We start from the raw sequence: 18770 nt of genomic DNA on the forward strand, positions 1-18770 counted from the left end.
AATGTCTTCAAACTTAACTAATCACATGATTAGTTATGGGGTAAAAAAATGTTACAGATTTTTAAATGTCATTTCTATATAATCTTCAATAACAGTATTGTCTTGTATTTTACTTGCCAAACCTAACCCACCAATAGCTAAGACTAGAAAATTTACTTGCTTATTAATAGTAACGCTATCTGTTGTAGTATTAAATTCTAGGTTCTTTTTAAATAGAACTCTTAATTTTTCACTATAATTAGAAATAAGTGCTCCAGCTTGTTTATCTATCTCTAAGCCAAATTCTGACATAGTATTAACCATTAAACAACCTCTTTTATTATTATCTTCATTTGAAAATGCAGCAAATGCATAAAAGAAATTCTTTATACTCTCTTTACCAATAGAAGAATCTTCAAACTTTTTTAATACTTGTTGTAGTTTATTTCTATATAATTTTAAACTTTCTAAAAAAAGGTTATTCTTATTACCAAAACTAGCATTTATAGAAAATTGATTAATGCCCATTTCTTTAGACAACATACGTAAAGATGTATTTTTATAGCCATTCTTCCAGAATAAAACCATGGCACGTTCTATTACTTCTGCTTCATTATATTGTTTTTCTCTAGGCATAAAACTTAATTAGAACACAAAACTAATCACTTGATTAGTAACAAAAAAATATATTCACATATATTTTAAAAATTTCTGTAAAGATGTTGGCTAATAAAATTATTTCCGTTGGAGTTAAGACTTAATTACTATACTATTAATTGATTTACTTTCTAAAAACAAAATAATAATTGAGAAGACAATTTCGATAGTTCCACCTAAGATTCCGATTAAATAAAATTCATTATGAAATGATATTCCTAAAATACCAGCTAAAATTAATACCGCTCCAAAAACCCAGTAAATCTTCATTCCGTATAAAGAACTAAAAATTAAATAGCGTGCACCTATAATTAAAATCATGATTGAGAAAAACCAATTTGCATGAACTTGAAGTATAGAATATGCTATAAACAACCCAATAAATAATAAGATAGTGCTTTCTAGAGCAAGGTGAGATAACGGATTTTCTTTCTTATGCTTACCAGATCTTTTTAAAGCTTTCGATAAAACAATTCCTAAAGGATGAATTAGCATTCCACCAAAAAAGAAGATAATTACACTTAGTTTTTCTGTACTAATTAAAGCAGTAATTCCTGCTGATAACCACACAAACCCAGACACTAATGCTCCTGGACCACCACCAAAATAAGATTTTCGCATATCTTTTTGCGCTTCTAATAAAGTCATCTTTTTAAAATTTAATTTTTACTCAATCCAATTTTTAAAATCTTTTACTCTTTCTCTACTTACAATAATTTCAGTTTCTGAGTAAGAATTTAAAATCAATTTTAAACGCGAATTGGTATAAGAAATTATATCTTTTATTGAATTAATATGAATAATAAAAGTACGATTCACTCTAAAAAAATGTTCTGGATTTAATTGTTCTTCCCAAGTTTCTAATGAGTTATCTAACAAATGGTTTCGCTTTTCTAAAGTATGAATATAGGTTGATTTATTTTCACTAAAAAAGCACTCAATATCATTTATAGAAATAATTTTTATATGCTGACCAACTTTAATTGATAACCTTTTTTTGAATTTTCTATCAACAGGATTTATTAATAATTTTCTAATATCATCTAGATTTACCTGAACGTCTGTTTGTTTTGGTTGATGTTCTTTAAACTTATCTACCGCAACTTTAAGTTCATCTTCATCTAAAGGCTTTAACAAATAATCTATACTATTTAATTTAAAAGCTTTTAATGCATATTCATCATAAGCAGTTGTAAAAATAATGGCAGATTTTACTTCAATTTCTTCAAAAATCTCAAAAGATAATCCGTCTGATAATTGAATGTCTAAAAATATTAAATCTGGATGTTCATTATTCTGTAACCAGTTTAAAGACTCTTCTACAGAATGCAACATTTGTTGTACTTCGATATTTAAAGTAGCCAACATTCTGTTTAATCTTCTTGCTGCTGGCTTTTCGTCTTCAATAATTAATACATTCATTTTTAATTTTGTTTTTATTCGTTTCTTCTTTTTGTTTGAAATACAATTCTTTTTGTTTGAAAAAAAAAGGGTTACTCATTCATAAATTCATCAATCTTTTTTTGCTCCCAATCTTTACCAAATAAATTAGGAAAACCAAACGTTTTAATACCATGAAGTGCTAAAAACACTCCCCAAATTAACCAAATTGGTATGTGTGTAAAACTGTCTCCATCAAACTGATTACTAACTATAAAGTTTCCAAAAAGTTTAAAAGAAAAATTCCATACAAATGCTAAAAATAAATTTACCAAGATGTAAGCAACAATGTGTTTATAAAATTTCTTAATTTCATCTACTCTATGTTTTGCCCTAATTAATTTCTTGTTGCCTAAGTTTTCCATGGTTTTAAAATTTTCTTTTTTTAAGGTCTTCTTGCTCCATCAATTCTTTAATTTTCTTTTCTTCCCAATCATTTCCTAAACCTAAAGATTTAAAACCAAAAACACCTAACCAATGAAAAAACATTCCTATTCCCCAAAAAAACCATGTAGAATAAACTCCAAAATTAGAAATAATCTCTTCAAAACTATCGCCACTATTAGACAAACCAAAAATAATAATTCCACTTAAAAAGATATTTACCAAGATGTAAACAATTAAATGTACATAAAAACCTTTTATAGCTTTTACTCTTTTTTTTGCCCGAATATAATTTTGTTCTTGTGTAAAGTTATTTTCCATAATATTTATTTTTTCATTAACTCTTTAATTTTCTTTTCTTCCCAATCCTTTCCAAAACCTACTAAATTAAATCCAAAAACAGATAACCCGTGAAAAAAAAGACCAGTACCCCAACCCAAAGCAGAAAACCAAAACCAATGAAAGTGTGGTTCATATTTTAAATTAACAAAAATAATTATAGGTATTACTAAACAATAAATAGATAGATGTGTATAAAACCCTTTTATTCTTTTTACTCTTTTCTTAGTTTTTAAATAACGCTGTTGTTCTATAAAATCTAATTCCATTTCTATCTCCTTTTATTTTCTTGATCCATATATTTTTGAATCTTTTTGTCTTCCCAGTCTTCGCTCATAAGTATATTAAATCCAAAAGTATTAAATGCTTGAAAAGCGATTCCTATTCCCCAGAAAAACCAAATTCTAAAATTATTATAATTAAATAAAGCTTCCTTAAAAGTGTCGCCTTCATTTACATCTCCAAAAATAAAAATAGCAGATAGAAATGTATTAACTACAATATAAGTAGCCAAGTGTTTATAAAATTTACTAATTTTTTCTACTCGGTTTTTCGCTAAAATAAATCGTTGTTGTTGTGTTCTATTTATTTCCATTACCTGTAGTTGTTCTTCTTATTCTCCTTATCCATCAGATCTTTAATCTTTTTGTCTTCCCAATTACTTCCTAAGAAAATACTGTAATTATTTACTTCTAAAAAATGAAAAGTTAACCCCATTCCCCAACCAAATATTGGAAACCAAAACCAGTGAAAACCTGGTGAGAATTTTAAATTTATAAATATTAAAAAAGGGATAACTAAACAGTAAGATGCTAAATTCTGATAAAACTCTTTCAATTTTTCTACTCTTTCTACAGCTTTTACATATTTGCTATTTTCTAAATCGTCTGTGTACATAATGTTGTTCATTTTATATAAGAGAGGTAAACTCACTTTAAATATTTTGTTATTGTTTTCTATTTTCACTCCTTTATCTGTAATTAATCCATATCTATCGGCAATATTTTGCAAACCAACTTTGGTGCTTTTTCCTATTGCTTCTTTAGGATTGATGTTATTTTCTATAATTAAATAATTATCTTCTTCATAGATATTAATTGTTAATGGTTTAGAAGTAGAAACCACATTGTGTTTTACTGCATTTTCTAATAAAAGTTGAAGAGATAACGGTACTATTTTTAATTCGTTAGTACTAATAGCATCCGGAATATTAAATTGTACGGCATCTTCAAAACGCATTCCTAACAATTCCATATAGGTTTTTGCAAATTTTAGCTCTTCTTCAATAGGTACTAAATCTTTATTTCTTTGCTCTAAAACGTATCTATAAACTTTAGATAGTTTTGTTGTAAACCTTTCAGCTTGATGTGGATTTTCACCAATTAAACTCGTTAAAACATTTAAACTATTAAATAAAAAATGAGGATCTAATTGATTCTTTAAAGATTCAAATTTTGCTGTTTCTGTTTTAGCTACAATTTCTTGTTTTGTAGTTTCTTGTGTCATTGCAGATTTCCAATTGACCATAAAGCCTTTTGCATGAAAGAAAGCAGCCACACCTAATGAAAATATAATGGCAAATAAATGTACCCAGATTAAAGTTTCACTAAAAAAGTTCTCTAGTTTATATTCAAAAATTAAGATATACTGTACATAATGAATTATTAAAACCGCAATAACTGTATAGATAACTGTTCCTATAATTCCTGCCCAAACTCTCTGGTTGGTTTGTTTAACCCAATCCCATTTAGTATTTAAATACTCGTTAACAATTCCATTTCCAAGTCCTAATACAAAAGAATACATCGCAGACATTAAAAAAATTAAACTCATGCCTTTCAAAGAAAATCTTTGATATATAAATATAAAAACGATTCCTAAAATAATTGTAAGTTTTAAACTAACTACAAAATCGCTTTTTATTTTTTTGAAAATACTTGAGTTTAATGTTGTCATTATTGATAATTTATATGAAAATAAATTTACTAAAATTTTATTTCTAAAGATACTTCTTTATCCTTCACTACAAATTTAGCATTTTCAAAAGTAGGTGGCGCAAAAGCCATCACGTTATTAGAGGCTCCGTAATCTTCTAATGGCATTCTGTTTTTAGCAAAATCCATTTTATCGTTGTTATTTTTATCATGATAACAAATAACTGCATATTCTCCTGCAGGTATGTTTTCAAAAACAATGGTACTTTTTCCATTTACAATTTTACCGTTTGTACCTGCAACAGGTATTCCCATAAAATTGTCTTTCGTATATAAAGCATATCCTATTTTTCCTGCATCTGAAGTTGCGTTTACAACAGTTACAGTAATTTTATTGTTTTGAGCAGTTAACGAATTAGTAATTGATAACATTGCTACTACTATAATTGATAATAATAATTTCATAATATTTTGTTTTAATGGTTAATGATGGTTCAAAGATGCAACACAACCAAGGTTTTTTAAATTAAACAATACCCAACTGTATTTTTTTTAGGACGAACTGTAAAAAGCAACGTTTAAAAGAAGTATTTACTTTAATATCATAACATTACTAAAGTTTTAAGAAACACAATCTATAAAATCGATAGATTAAAAAAAGCGTTTACTACAGATTCCATAAATAATAAATTGATTTATTACAAAATTGATAAAAGTTTTAAAATAACTTTCTTTTTTTATCATCGATTGAAAAAATAATATACATTTACATCATGTTTACTACAAAAAATAAAACAAATAATATGGTTCCCAGGTTGCGCTTTCGCAATGCTATACGCTAATGCTAGATCTAGCAATAAACTGAAACTATAATTTTTATTTTTTATCATGTACCAATCAAAAAAACTTAAAAGCCTACAAAAACATATTATTTTAAAAGATAATACAAACTCTGTACGCCGCTTTTTCTCACCACGCCCTTTGGGTGTTTAACTATTATGGAATTAGGTGAGTCCAATTCTGCATTTCAAAGCAAAAAATTAAATACATTCAACTTTAAAATATCAATACAATGGAAATTGTAATTGCTAACAAATCACATACTATTTACGCAGATATTATTTGCCAAACAATAGAAGATGCTGCTCAAGTAAGAGGAACAGGTATCGCAAAAAGAAAACCAGAATACGTTGCCACTAAAATGGAAAACGGTAATGCTGTAATAGCATTAGATGACGGTAAATTTGCTGGATTTTGTTATATAGAACAATGGGGACATGGAAAATTTGTTGCCAATTCTGGTTTAATTGTTCATCCTGATTATAGAAATATTGGGCTTGCTAAAAAAATTAAACTTGTAATTTTTAATCACTCTAGAACCAAGTTTCCAGATGCTAAAGTTTTTAGTATTACTACGGGTTTAGCTGTTATGAAATTAAATAGCGACTTAGGTTATAAACCTGTAACCTTCTCGGAACTTACAGACGACCAAAGTTTTTGGGATGGTTGTAAAACGTGTAGAAATTTTGATATTTTAACAAGAACAGAAAGAAAAATGTGCTTGTGTACAGGAATGTTATTTGATCCAAAAAACAATAATAAAGAAGCGTCTAAAGAAGTTAAGGAGAACGTTTTTCAAAAATTAAAAAATATTAAACAGAACTTGTTTCTAAAAAAAGATAAATAATGAAAAAATTAGTAATTGCTTATAGTGGTGGTTTAGATACTTCGTATTGTGCAGTAAGTTTATCAAAAGAATATGATGTACACGCCGTAAGTGTTAACACTGGCGGATTTACAACAGAAGAAATTAAACACATAGAAAGCAACGCCTATAAAATGGGCGTTTCTACTTATAAAAACATCGATGCTGTTGCTACTTTTTACAATAAAGTAGTAAAGTATTTAATCTTTGGTAATGTATTAAAAAACAGTACGTACCCGCTTTCTGTTAGTGCAGAAAGAATTATTCAAGCAATTGAAATTGTAGAATATGCAAAAAGTATTGGTGCAGAATATATTGCACACGGAAGTACAGGTGCAGGAAATGACCAAGTTCGTTTTGATATGATTTTTCAGACATTGGCTCCTGGTATTAAAATTATTACACCAATTAGAGATGGAAAATTAACAAGACAAGAAGAAATAGATTATTTAAAAGCTGAAGGAATTGATATGCCTTGGGAAAAATCTAAATATTCTGTAAACAAAGGGCTTTGGGGAACAAGCGTTGGTGGTGTAGAAACTTTAAAATCTGAATTGCCTTTACCAAGTGAAGCATATCCTTCTCAATTAGAAAAAAAAGGCGAAGAGAAAGTAACATTGACTTTTAAAAATGGTGAATTTGTTGCTTTAAACGGGCAAGAAAACTTACCTGAAGTAAATATTGAAAACCTAAATAATATTGCTTCTAAGTTTGCTATTGGTAGAGATATTCATGTTGGTGATACCATTGTTGGTACAAAAGGTAGAGTTGGTTTTGAAGCTGCTGCAGCTTTAATTACCGTAAAAGCGCACCATTTGTTAGAGAAACATACCTTAACAAAATGGCAATTACAACACAAAGAATATTTGTCTAGTTTCTACGGAATGCACTTGCACGAAGGCCAGTATTTAGATCCTGTAATGAGAGATACGGAAGCTTTTTTACAAAGTTCACAGAAAATGGTTTCTGGTAATGTGGTAGTCTCTTTAAAACCTTATCATTTTTCTTTAGACGGAATTATTTCTGACCATGATTTAATGTCTAGCGCATTTAGCACCTATGGTGAAGAAAATAAAGCGTGGACTGCAGATGATGCTAAAGGTTTTATTAAAATCTTAGGAAATCAGAATAAAATATATAGACAAGTAAACAACTCATAATTATGTTACAAGTAGGAATTATAGGTGGTGCAGGTTATACCGCTGGTGAATTAATAAGATTATTATTGAATCATTCAGAAACAAATATCAATTTTGTGTACAGTACCTCTAATGCTGGTAACAAATTGTATAAAGTGCATCAAGATTTAATTGGTGATACAGAAATCGATTTTACAAGTGAAATTAATACAGATGTTGATGTGTTGTTTTTATGCTTAGGTCATGGAAATTCTACTTCATTTTTAGAAAAAACTACTTTTTCTGACAAAACAAAAATTATAGATTTAAGTAACGATTTTAGATTACTTGCTGATAAAAATTTCGAAGGAAAAGACTTTGTGTACGGTTTACCAGAATTAGATAAAGAAAGTATTAAAACGGCAAAATATATTGCAAATCCTGGTTGTTTTGCAACTGCTTTACAATTGGCAATTTTGCCTTTGGCGGCAAATGGTTTGTTAAAAAACGATATTCATATTAATGCGGTAACTGGCGCAACAGGTGCAGGAACTTCTTTGTCTGCAACAACTCATTTTACCTATAGAGATAATAATTTCTCTCATTACAAAGCATTTAATCATCAGCATTTAGGGGAGATTAATCAAACTGTGAATCAGTTACAAAGTGATTTTAATTCTGAAATTAATTTTATGCCAAACAGAGGTAATTTCTCTAGAGGGATTTTTGCAACAACCTACACTAAGTTTGATGGCGCTATTGAAGAAGCTATAAAAATGTATAAAGCCTATTATAAAGATGCAGCTTTTACGTTTGTTTCTGAAAATGATGTGCACATGAAGCAAGTAGTAAATACAAACAAGTGTTTAATTGGTTTAGAAAAACACGGTAACAAATTATTAATTACAAGTACTATTGATAATCTTTTAAAAGGAGCTTCTGGAGCAGCAATTCAGAATTTAAATTTAATGTATGGCTTTGAAGAAACACTAGGTTTAAAATTAAAAGCAACTTACTTTTAATTGAAATAAAAATATTTAAATGTTTATTAAACAAACGATTACCTATTAATATAAGAAGTAAGTTGTTTATTATTTACTAGCTCGCGTTAGCGATAGAAACGGCATCCTTTTTTTAGAGGTACGAAAAAAAAAGATATAGTGTATAGAGCGACCTTTAGGTAACGCCAAAAAAAAAAATAGTATGAAAGCAGCAATTATTGGAGCAGGAAGTTTAGGACAATCTATAGCCAAAGGTTTATTAAAAAACAAGGTGGTAAGTTCTTTGTATTTAACAAAACGAAATACAAAATCGATTACAGATTTTAATATTCATGAAGAAGTAATTTTAACATCGAACAATGAAGAAGCTATTAAAAATTCTAACATTTTAATATTCGCTGTTCAGCCAAGGCATTTAGAAAATATTTTAAAAGATATAAAGCATCTTTTAAAAGAAAATCATGTTTTAATAACTGTAATTACTGGCTTTTCTATTGCTAAAATAGAAGCTATTGTTGGTGCAGATAAATACATTATCCGCTCGATGCCAAATACTGCTGCTGCTGTTGGGCAATCTATGACGTGTATTTCACCCAATACAAAGGGGAAAGAAAAAGTTGCTTTAGCCAAAACTATTTTTAATAGCTTAGGAGAATCTATGGAAATACCAGAAGAACAATTACAGGCTGCAACGGTTATTTGTGCAAGTGGTATTGCTTTTTGGATGCGTTTAATACGTGCAACAACCCAAGGTGCTATTCAGTTAGGTTTCGAAGCAGATGAAGCGCATAAATTAGCAATGCAAACTTGTTTTGGTGCTGCTACTTTATTAAAAGAATCTGGCAATCACCCAGAAGCAGAAATAGATAGAGTTACAACTCCTGGAGGTTGTACTATTGAAGGCTTAAACGAAATGGAACACCAAGGTTTAAGTTCTTCTTTAATTAAAGGAATAAACAAATCATTTGATAAAATAAACCAAATAAAAAACTAACAACATGCCATTATTTAACGTTTATCCATTGTACGATGTTACACCTGTAAAAGCTAAAGGAGTTTATGTTTATGACGAAAATAAAACAGAATATTTAGATTTATATGGTGGTCATGCTGTAATTTCTATTGGACATGCACATCCTAAGTATGTAAAGGCGATAACAAAACAGGTTGAAAAACTAGGTTTTTATTCGAATGCTATTCAGAATCCTTTACAAGTAGAATTGGCAAATAAATTAGAAACAATGTCTGGTTGTAAAGATTACCAATTGTTTTTATGTAATTCTGGTGCAGAAGCAAATGAAAACGCGTTAAAACTAGCTTCTTTTAAAACGAATAAGTCTAGAGTTATTGCTTTTAAAAATGGTTTTCATGGTAGAACTTCTGCCGCAGTTGCCGCAACAGATAATAAGAATATTATTGCACCAATTAATGCGCAACAAAAAGTTACTATTTTAGATTTAAATGATATAGATGCTGTAAAAACAGAATTAGAAAAAGGAGATGTTTGTGCTGTTATTGTAGAATTTATACAAGGTGTTGGTGGTTTAGACCAAGCAACTGCAGCATTTTTTGAACAAGTTGATATACTTTGTAAAGCAAATAACACTTTTTTAATTGCTGATGAAGTTCAGTCTGGTTATGGGAGATCTGGTAAATTCTTTGCGTTTCAACATTATAATGTAACGCCAGATATTATTTCAATTGCCAAAGGAATGGGAAATGGTTTTCCTATTGGAGGAATTTTAATTCACCCAGATATTGAAGCTAAATTTGGAATGTTAGGAACCACTTTTGGTGGAAATCATTTGGCTTGTGTTGCAGGTTTGTCTGTTTTAAAAGTAATTGAAGAAGAAAATCTAATAGAGAATGTTAATGAAATGTCTGCATATTTTATAAAAATTGCAGAGACAATTCCGCAGATAAAAAATATTAAAGGAAGAGGATTAATGCTTGGGTTAGAATTCGATTTTGAAGTTGGAGATTTACGTAAGAAATTAATTTACGACTATCATATTTTTACGGGTGGTGCAATGAATAAAAGTCTATTAAGAATTTTACCTCCTTTAACTGTTAGAAAAGATCATATAGATCAGTTTTTTGAAGCATTAGTTGATGCTTTAGGGGAATAGAAATATAGAGCATAGAAAATTAAACGCAACTATTTTTGGCTAAGTTAATTAGAATTTCTGAAGACCGAAACTGAAAATTGAATACTAAAAGAACATGAAGACCTTATTATCTATAGAAACTAGAAATGCTGTTTTACTAACAATGGCAAGACTTCTTAATAAAGAAAGACAAGCAATTATTAATATTAACAAAAAAGACTTAGACGCTTATAAAGGTGATGACATTTCTATGTTTGATCGCTTAAAAGCAGATGATAAAAAAGTTGATGAAATGATTGCTGCTGCGAAGCATTTAGCTTCTCAAGAAGATCCTGTTGGTGTAGAACGTTTTAGTTTTAAGCATGATAACGGAATGCAAGTATATAATAAAACGGCTTCTTTTGGTACAATTCTAATCATTTATGAATCGAGACCAGATGTTACTGTAGAAGCTGCAGGAATTGCGTTTAAATCTGGAAATAAAATATTATTAAAAGGCGGAAAAGAGTCTTTAAATTCGAACTTAAAAATTGTAGCATTATGGCACGAGGCTTTAAAAGAGCACAATGCAGCTACAGATTGGGTAGAATATTTACAATTTAACAGAACAGAAACACAGGCTTTTTTAGAAAAACCAACACAGAAAGTAGATTTAATTGTACCTCGTGGTGGCGAGCGTTTAATTGCTTTTGTAAAAAAACACGCTACTTGCCCAGTTATTATTAGCGGACGAGGAAACAACTTTGTGTATGTAGAAAAAGAAGCCGATTTAGAGATTGCTATTGATGTAATTCTTAACGGAAAATCTAAAATATCTGCGTGTAATGCGGTTGATAAAGTTTTAATTGATGCAAACCTTTCGAATAAAGAAATTTTCATAAATAAATTAATTTCAAAATTGAAAGAAGCTAAAATTAAGGTTTTAGGAGATGAAACTGTGGCTAAAAACCATCAGTTAGAACAAATTTCATCTAACGAAGTTTGGTATGAAGAGTTTTTAGATTATAAAATTGTGATTGGAGAAATTGCTTCAAATGCAGATGCAATTACAATGATTAATACATATGCTGGCGGACATTCATCTGTAATTATTACAAAAGAAATTAATACTGCTAAAGTATTTATGGAAAACGTAGATACAGCTGTTGTTTATCATAATGCCTCTACTCGTTTTACAGATGGTGGGCAACTAGGTTTAGGTGGCGAATTAGCAATTAGTACAGATAAATTACACCAACGCGGGCCAATTGGTTTACAACATTTGGTAACCAACAAATGGTATGTTCATGGAAATGGACAAGTAAGAAGTTAACAATTTTACAGTGTCAGTTAGCAGTAAAAAACTGTAACGATTAACTACTATAAAATATAAATAGAGAAATTAAGAAGTAAAAATCGTAATTAAAAACAATGCAAAAAAAGAAACGCATTTTACTAAAAATAGGTTCTAACACACTTACAAAAGAAACCGATAATATTTCTAGAGGAAAAATTGAAGACTTAGCAAATCAGATTGCAAAGTTAAAAGATACCTGCAAGTTTATTATTGTAAGTTCTGGTGCAATTGCCGTAGCTAAACAGTTTGTAAAATTAGAAAGTAAACACGAGGAAGTTTTTGTAAAACAGGCTTTGGCTTCTATTGGGCAACCACATTTAATAAGAATTTATCAAGAAATTTTTAGAGAATATGGTTTATTAAGCTCTCAATGTCTTCTCTCCTACTCAGATTTTGAAAAACAACAAAGTAAAACCAATATTGTAAATACTATAAATGTGTTGGTTAACAATAACTACATTCCTATTATTAATGAGAATGATACCGTTGCAACAGATGAAATTCAATTTGGAGACAATGATAAATTAGCGGCTCTAACAGCGGTTTTGTTAGATGTAGATTTATTAATAATTGCAACAAATACATACGGTATTTATACCAAAGAATCTTTTAAAAATAATACGCCAGAAACTATTTTAGAGGTTGATGACTTTGAGGGCTTAAAAAAAGAAGTTGTAAGTTCTAAGTCATCTCACGGAAGTGGCGGAATGGCTTCTAAAATTGAAGCTGCAGAACTTGCAAAAAAAGCAAACATAGAAACATGGATTGTAAACGGTTTAGAAGATAATTTTATTACCAATGCTTTTGAAAATAAGGTTGCGTTTACAAAAATAAAATAATAAATAACAAGGGGTTTCAACCCCTTGTAAAAAAATAGAGAATGAAAAATTACACCTCCATTAGCGACATTGACAATATTAATTCTTGGATTAAAGAGGCTAAAGAAATTAAAGAAAATCCTTTAAAAAATAAAAAATTAGGAAAAAACAAAACCTTAGGATTATTATTCTTTAACTCTAGTTTACGTACCCGTTTAAGTACACAAAAAGCTGCTTTAAACTTAGGCATGGATCCTATTGTAATGAATGTTTCTGGAGATGCTTGGGGAATTGAATTTGGCGATGGAACGATTATGAATGGCAATACTGCAGAGCATATAAAAGAAGCTGCTGCTGTTGTTTCTCAATATTGTGACGTTATTGCTGTAAGAGCTTTTCCTTCTTTAACAGACAAAGAAAAAGACGAATCTGAGCAAGTGTTAAAATCATTTGTAAAATTTGCTTCTGTACCTGTTGTAAGTATGGAAAGTGCTACAGGCCATCCATTACAAGGACTAACAGATGCAATTACTATTGCTGAAAACTCCACTAAAAAGAGACCGAAAATTGTACTAAGTTGGGCACCACACGTAAAAGCTTTACCACATGCCGTTGCAAATAGTTTTGTACAGGCAATGCAAAAAATGGATGTTGAATTTGTTATTGCTAATCCGGAAGGATATAACTTAAACCCAGCAATTACAAAAGATACTACTATTTCTCATAACCAAAATGAAGCGTTTAAAGATGCCGATTTTGTGTACACAAAAAACTGGAGCTCTTATGAAGATTACGGACAAGTACTAAATACTGATCCTAATTGGATGATTACAAAAGAAAAATTAGCTAATGCTAAATTCATGCACTGTTTACCCGTTAGAAGAAACGTTGTCGTTGAAGATGCCGTTTTAGATAGCGATGCTTCTTTAGTAATTGAACAAGCAAATAACAGAACGTATGCAGCGCAATTAGTTTTAAAGAAGATTTTAGAAAATTTATAAAGTAATTACAAGTTACAAAGCAATCTGTTTAATAATAGAGAGATTACTTAGTACCTCGCAATGACAAATTCAATATAAAAATGGAAAAACTATCAATCATAAAAATTGGGGGAAACATTATAGAAGATGAAACTTCTTTAAATGCTTTTCTAAAATTATTTTCTAATTTAGAGGGAAATAAAATTTTAGTTCATGGAGGCGGAAAACGTGCTACACATATTGCTTCTAAATTAGGCATAGCATCTAAAATGGTTAATGGTAGACGTATTACGGATGCTGAAACTCTAGAAGTAATCACCATGGTTTACGGAGGATTAGTCAACAAAAATGTAGTCGCTAAATTACAAGCTTTACATGTTGATGCCATTGGTTTAACAGGTGCAGATATCAACAGTATAAAATCAGAAAAAAGACCGGTAAAAGACGTCGATTTTGGTTTTGTTGGTGATGTAAAACAAGTAGCTTCTAATTCTATTGATAAATTAATTAAAGCAGCTTTTACACCCGTTTTTTGTGCTATTACGCACGATGGAAACGGACAATTATTAAACACAAATGCAGATACAATTGCAAGTACCATTGCTGTTGGAATGAGTGAAATATACGAAACATCCATTTATTACTGTTTTGAATTGAATGGTGTTTTAAAAGATTTTAACGATAAAGAATCTGTAGTAAAACTTATCAATTCTAAAACATATAAAGAATTATTAGCTGCTAAAATTATTACTGACGGAATGATTCCTAAAATAGACAATTGCTTTGACGCTTTAAACAATGGAGTATCAAAAGTGCATATTGGAAACACGTCTATGTTGACAAAAGAAAACGATAATTTTACAACCATTACATTATAAAAATGATGATCGAAAAATTAACAGAAAACGCAATTTCTCTTTTAAAAAATTTGATTGAAACTCAATCATTTTCTACAGAAGAAGAAAACACAGCCAAACTTATTGAAGGATGGTTTATAGAAAATAAAATACCTTTTAAAAGAACTAAAAATAATATTTGGGCAACTAACAAATATTTTGATGAAAGCAAACCTACCTTATTGCTAAACTCTCATCATGATACTGTGTATCCTAATTCGGCATACACAAACGATCCTTTAAAAGCATTTGTAGAAGACGGTAAATTATACGGTTTAGGTTCTAATGATGCTGGTGGTTGTTTAGTTTCTTTAATAGCAACTTTTACTAATTTCTACGCACAAGAAAACTTAAAATACAACATCGTTATTGTAGCTTCTGCAGAAGAAGAAAATTCGGGTCCGGATGGATTAAATAGTATGTTAGCAATTATACCTCATATTGATGTGGCTATTGTTGGTGAACCAACTTTAATGAATTTAGCGGTTGCAGAAAAAGGTTTAGTAGTTTTTGATGCCGTAGTAGCAGGAACTCCAAGTCATGCTGCACACCCAAATAATAACAATTCCATTTACAACACTATTGAAGTTTTACAATGGTTTAAAGATTTTAAATTTGATAAACCTTCTATTGCTTTAGGTGATGTAAAAATGACGGTTACTCAAATTTCTGCTGGTTCTCAACATAATGTTGTACCTGCACATGTAGATTTGGTAGTGGATGTTCGTGTAAATGATGCATATTCTAATCAAGAAATTGCAGACATTTTACAAAAAGAATCTCCTTGTACCTCCATAACACCAAGAAGTTTACGCTTAAATTCGTCATCAATATCAACAGAGCACGATTTGGTAAAAGCAGGTATTGCTATGGGAAGAGAAACGTATGGTTCTCCTACATTATCTGATCAATCTGTATTAACTTGTCAATCTTTAAAATTAGGCCCTGGAGATAGTACACGTTCACATTCTGCTAATGAATTTATTTACTTAGCTGAAATTGAAGAAGGAATACAAATTTATGTTGAGTTGCTGAATAGAGTAATTAAATAGAGAATATAAATAGAAACAAGAATTAAGGCGCAAGAAGAGAAAATTATTAAGACTGACTAATTTGGTTTTAATTCTAGATTTTAAAAATAAAATTTAAAAATATGAAACTTTGGGATAAAGGATTTTCAATAGATCAACAAATAGAAAAATTTACCGTTGGTAATGATAGAGAAATTGATATACATATTGCAAAATATGATATTCAGGCTTCTTTAGCACACGCAATAATGCTAGAATCTATTGGTATTATTACTGCTGATGAACTAAAAGATTTAAAAAGAGGCTTGCAAGAATTAGCTGAAGATATTGAAAACGGTACATTTGTTATAGAAGCTTCTTTTGAAGATGTTCATTCTAAAATTGAATGGGAATTAACAAATAAATTAGGTGAGGTTGGTAAGAAAATTCACACAGCTCGTTCTAGAAATGATCAAGTTTTAGTAGCTCTTCAATTATATTATAAAGAGAACTTAGCCATTATAAATGATAAAACGAAGACCTTATTTGATACACTTTTAGGCTTAGCAGAAACACACAAAGAAAGTTTATTACCCGGTTATACACATTTACAGGTTGCAATGCCATCTTCATTCGGGTTATGGTTTTCTGCATACGCAGAATTATTAATTGATGATGTATATATGTTAAATGCAGTTGCTAAAATTGTAGATCAAAATCCTTTAGGTTCTGCTGCTGGTTATGGTTCTTCTTTTCCGATAGACAGAGAATTAACAACCAAAGAATTAGATTTTGCTACGTTAAAATACAATGTGGTTGCTGCACAATTAAGTAGAGGAAAAAGTGAGCGTTCTATAGCATCTGCTTTAGGCGGATTGTGTAACACCATGTCTCGTTTTGCAATGGATGTTTGTTTGTATATGAGTCAGAATTTTAATTTTATTTCTTTTCCAGATGAATTAACAACAGGAAGTAGCATTATGCCGCACAAGAAAAATCCTGATGTTTTTGAATTAATCCGTGGAAAATGTAATAAAATTCAGGCTTTACATACAGAAATGGTAATGATTACAAATAACTTACCAACAGGTTATCACAGAGATTATCAATTATTAAAAGAAAATATTATTGCAGCTTTTGAAGATGTTAAAGATATTTTAGACATCTTTAACTACTCTATTCAGCAAGTAATTGTAAAAGATATCGATTTGAATGATGAAAAATATCAATACTTATTTACAGTAGATAGCATTAACAATTTAGTAGTGGAAGGAATGTCTTTTAGAGAAGCATATCAACAAATTGGTGGTCAAGTACAAGCAGGAACTTATAAACCAGATTTAGGAAAACAACATTCTCATGTGGGTAGTATTCATAATTTATCTTTAGATAAAATTAAAGAGAAATATCCAAAAAACTAAGAACTGTTCTACTAAGAATATTAAAATAAAAGGCCTTGTTTACTATTTGTAAACAAGGCTTTTTATTTAATGAAACTTTACTCTTTATTAAAAATAAAAATTCACACCAATATCTGCACTAAAAATATTATTTAAACTAACTTCTTTAGATGTAATTGCATACCATAAATAAGACTCTACAGTACCAAATTCTATATAAAAATCTGCTCCTTTAAAAATTTTAGCTTTAATAAAATCTTTATGCACCATAACTCCACCAAAAAGAGTCGCATGAAAAGCAGTAGGAACATAATACCCGTCAGGAAATTTACTTGGAAGCGTTGTAAAAGTAGTTGTACCAATATCTAAAGTTGCTGCAAAACCTGCTATTGGTGTTATTGTTAAGTTCTTTCCTATTTTTTTTCTATAAATAGGAAATGTGTTTTTTATAGTAATTAAGTGAATATTCTCTGCTTTAGAAATTGATTTTGGTACAAAACCGTATAATAACTCTGTATATAATACATCATTAAAAACATGATAACCAGCACCAACAGAAAGAAGACCTATGTTACCTGCAAATTGAGCTTTTACGTAATCTGGAACGTACCAAGATTTAGTTTTCACTACACTAGATTCTTGTGCATGAGTGTTTATAAAAAACAATACTATTATGGGTACTATTAAAATATATTTAATCTTCATTTCTATTTACAATTCAATAAGTTCAACATTAAAAGCATTGTTCTGTACACTTATTATACCATAAGCAGTATCTTTAAGAGCAGGTATTGTTAAATAACTAACATCACCTTGTTCATAAGAATAAGTGTGAGTATGACCATGTACCGAAAGCGAAACATTATTATCAATCATTGTAGATTTATATGTTTCTTGCATTTCTGGTGTAATATCATCACTTATAGGAGGAATATGAGCAAAAGAAAATACTTGATTAAATTTACTGTTATCACTTAACTCAGATGATAGCCAATCAAAATCTGGTTCTTCATCACTTTCTAAATATATATTATCAAAAAGAACAAACTTGTTATTATTAAATTCGAAAGAGTAATTATAATCACCAAACATTTGTTTGTAGATAAAAGCTCCGTTCGAGTTATAATCATGGTTTCCAATAACGGTAAAGTATGGTTTCTTCAGTTTTGTCATAATCTCATGAAAAATATCATACTCTTTTAATAATGCTTGATCTGCAATATCGCCTCCAAAAATTACAAATAAAACATCGTCTCTTTTATTAATATCGTCTATTACTGCTTTAAGATCATCATAAAAGTAATGAACATCTGTAATAAAGGCGAATTTAAAATCTTGAGATTCAGCTTTAATATCTTCTAATAATTTTAAATTTTTTGCAGTAGTATTTTTTTGTCCTGGTTTTACATTTGCTTCATAAACGCTAAACTCAAATAAATGATCGCAATTTGTAAAGGTTAATGTAATAGCAATTAATGCTATAATTTTTAATATTTTCATTTATTTTATCTCTATTTTTTAAGTTAGAACAAATTTATTGATTGTATAGACGATAAAAAAATATGACCTTACAATTATATAAAATAAAGCAAAATTAATGTTGATTCCATAGACTTAAAGGCACAGTTATAGTCAATATTAAATATTGTATTATTACCTTTAATA

22 protein-coding genes are annotated in these 18770 nt (G+C 29.4%); 11 read left to right on the top strand and 11 right to left on the bottom strand.

Annotated features, from left to right (window positions below; genetic code table 11):
* Window positions 1–51: 51 nt before the first annotated feature.
* The 9 genes from SHK09_RS05255 to SHK09_RS05295 form a co-directional block, all read right to left on the bottom strand.
* Window positions 52–615 (bottom strand): helix-turn-helix domain-containing protein, encoded by a 564-nt coding sequence (locus SHK09_RS05255; RefSeq protein ID WP_319809728.1) that lies wholly within the window; start codon window positions 613–615, stop codon window positions 52–54.
* Window positions 616–729: 114 nt separating this feature from the next.
* Window positions 730–1284, bottom strand: coding sequence for a DUF7010 family protein (locus SHK09_RS05260; protein ID WP_319809729.1), 555 nt, complete (start codon window positions 1282–1284; stop codon window positions 730–732).
* Window positions 1285–1302: 18 nt separating this feature from the next.
* Window positions 1303–2058, bottom strand: a complete 756-nt coding sequence (locus tag SHK09_RS05265) for a LytTR family DNA-binding domain-containing protein (RefSeq protein WP_319809730.1) — start codon at window positions 2056–2058, stop codon at window positions 1303–1305.
* Between the two features lie 71 nt (window positions 2059–2129).
* Window positions 2130–2441, bottom strand: coding sequence for a 2TM domain-containing protein (locus SHK09_RS05270; protein WP_319809731.1), 312 nt, complete (start codon window positions 2439–2441; stop codon window positions 2130–2132).
* Between the two features lie 4 nt (window positions 2442–2445).
* Window positions 2446–2781, bottom strand: a complete 336-nt coding sequence (locus tag SHK09_RS05275; RefSeq protein ID WP_319809732.1) for a 2TM domain-containing protein — start codon at window positions 2779–2781, stop codon at window positions 2446–2448.
* Between the two features lie 5 nt (window positions 2782–2786).
* The gene (locus SHK09_RS05280) at window positions 2787–3068 is read right to left on the bottom strand and encodes a 2TM domain-containing protein (protein ID WP_319809733.1); all 282 of its coding nucleotides are present in this window, start codon (window positions 3066–3068) and stop codon (window positions 2787–2789) included.
* A 2-nt stretch (window positions 3069–3070) separates the two neighbouring features.
* Window positions 3071–3394, bottom strand: a complete 324-nt coding sequence (locus SHK09_RS05285) for a 2TM domain-containing protein (RefSeq protein ID WP_319809734.1) — start codon at window positions 3392–3394, stop codon at window positions 3071–3073.
* Window positions 3394–4755 (bottom strand): 2TM domain-containing protein, encoded by a 1362-nt coding sequence (locus SHK09_RS05290; RefSeq protein WP_319809735.1) that lies wholly within the window; start codon window positions 4753–4755, stop codon window positions 3394–3396. The genes SHK09_RS05285 and SHK09_RS05290 overlap by 1 nt, the downstream gene beginning before the upstream one ends.
* 29 nt (window positions 4756–4784) lie before the next feature.
* Entirely contained in the window at window positions 4785–5198 is a 414-nt protein-coding gene (locus SHK09_RS05295) for a DUF2141 domain-containing protein (protein ID WP_319809736.1), read from the bottom strand.
* A gap of 607 nt (window positions 5199–5805) precedes the next feature.
* Here SHK09_RS05295 and SHK09_RS05300 point away from each other — a divergent pair.
* From SHK09_RS05300 to argH, 11 genes are all read left to right on the top strand, one after another.
* Window positions 5806–6420 carry a GNAT family N-acetyltransferase gene (locus SHK09_RS05300; RefSeq protein WP_319809737.1) on the top strand — a complete coding sequence of 205 codons (615 nt, stop codon included), beginning with the start codon at window positions 5806–5808 and terminating at the stop codon, window positions 6418–6420.
* Window positions 6420–7598: an argininosuccinate synthase gene (locus SHK09_RS05305; protein WP_319809738.1), complete on the top strand. Its 1179-nt coding sequence runs from the start codon at window positions 6420–6422 to the stop codon at window positions 7596–7598. Before SHK09_RS05300 ends, SHK09_RS05305 begins: the two co-directional genes overlap by 1 nt.
* 2 nt (window positions 7599–7600) lie before the next feature.
* Window positions 7601–8578: an N-acetyl-gamma-glutamyl-phosphate reductase gene (gene argC, locus SHK09_RS05310; protein WP_319809739.1), complete on the top strand. Its 978-nt coding sequence runs from the start codon at window positions 7601–7603 to the stop codon at window positions 8576–8578.
* Window positions 8579–8759: 181 nt separating this feature from the next.
* Entirely contained in the window at window positions 8760–9551 is a 792-nt protein-coding gene (proC, locus tag SHK09_RS05315) for a pyrroline-5-carboxylate reductase (protein ID WP_319809740.1), read from the top strand.
* A gap of 4 nt (window positions 9552–9555) precedes the next feature.
* Window positions 9556–10686, top strand: coding sequence for an aspartate aminotransferase family protein (locus SHK09_RS05320; protein ID WP_319809741.1), 1131 nt, complete (start codon window positions 9556–9558; stop codon window positions 10684–10686).
* Between the two features lie 94 nt (window positions 10687–10780).
* Window positions 10781–11977 carry a glutamate-5-semialdehyde dehydrogenase gene (locus tag SHK09_RS05325; RefSeq protein ID WP_319809742.1) on the top strand — a complete coding sequence of 399 codons (1197 nt, stop codon included), beginning with the start codon at window positions 10781–10783 and terminating at the stop codon, window positions 11975–11977.
* Window positions 11978–12075: 98 nt separating this feature from the next.
* On the top strand, window positions 12076–12840 hold the full coding sequence (proB, locus tag SHK09_RS05330; protein ID WP_319809743.1) for a glutamate 5-kinase: 765 nt from the start codon (window positions 12076–12078) through the stop codon (window positions 12838–12840).
* A gap of 41 nt (window positions 12841–12881) precedes the next feature.
* Entirely contained in the window at window positions 12882–13820 is a 939-nt protein-coding gene (locus SHK09_RS05335) for an N-acetylornithine carbamoyltransferase (RefSeq protein WP_319809744.1), read from the top strand.
* An 80-nt stretch (window positions 13821–13900) separates the two neighbouring features.
* Window positions 13901–14677: an acetylglutamate kinase gene (gene argB, locus SHK09_RS05340; protein WP_319809745.1), complete on the top strand. Its 777-nt coding sequence runs from the start codon at window positions 13901–13903 to the stop codon at window positions 14675–14677.
* Window positions 14678–14679: 2 nt separating this feature from the next.
* Window positions 14680–15747, top strand: a complete 1068-nt coding sequence (locus SHK09_RS05345) for a M20 family metallo-hydrolase (protein ID WP_319809746.1) — start codon at window positions 14680–14682, stop codon at window positions 15745–15747.
* Window positions 15748–15848: 101 nt separating this feature from the next.
* Window positions 15849–17126: an argininosuccinate lyase gene (gene argH, locus SHK09_RS05350; RefSeq protein WP_319809747.1), complete on the top strand. Its 1278-nt coding sequence runs from the start codon at window positions 15849–15851 to the stop codon at window positions 17124–17126.
* 87 nt (window positions 17127–17213) lie between these two features.
* Here the strand turns inward: argH and SHK09_RS05355 are convergent, their stop codons facing one another.
* Together SHK09_RS05355 and SHK09_RS05360 are read right to left on the bottom strand one after the other, a co-directional pair.
* On the bottom strand, window positions 17214–17810 hold the full coding sequence (locus tag SHK09_RS05355) for a hypothetical protein (protein ID WP_319809748.1): 597 nt from the start codon (window positions 17808–17810) through the stop codon (window positions 17214–17216).
* A 6-nt stretch (window positions 17811–17816) separates the two neighbouring features.
* Window positions 17817–18605, bottom strand: coding sequence for a metallophosphoesterase (locus SHK09_RS05360; RefSeq protein WP_319809749.1), 789 nt, complete (start codon window positions 18603–18605; stop codon window positions 17817–17819).
* Window positions 18606–18770 lie beyond the last annotated feature (165 nt).

Source organism: Polaribacter sp. PL03, assembly GCF_033875165.1.
In the GTDB taxonomy this organism is placed as follows: Bacteria; Bacteroidota; Bacteroidia; order Flavobacteriales; family Flavobacteriaceae; genus Polaribacter.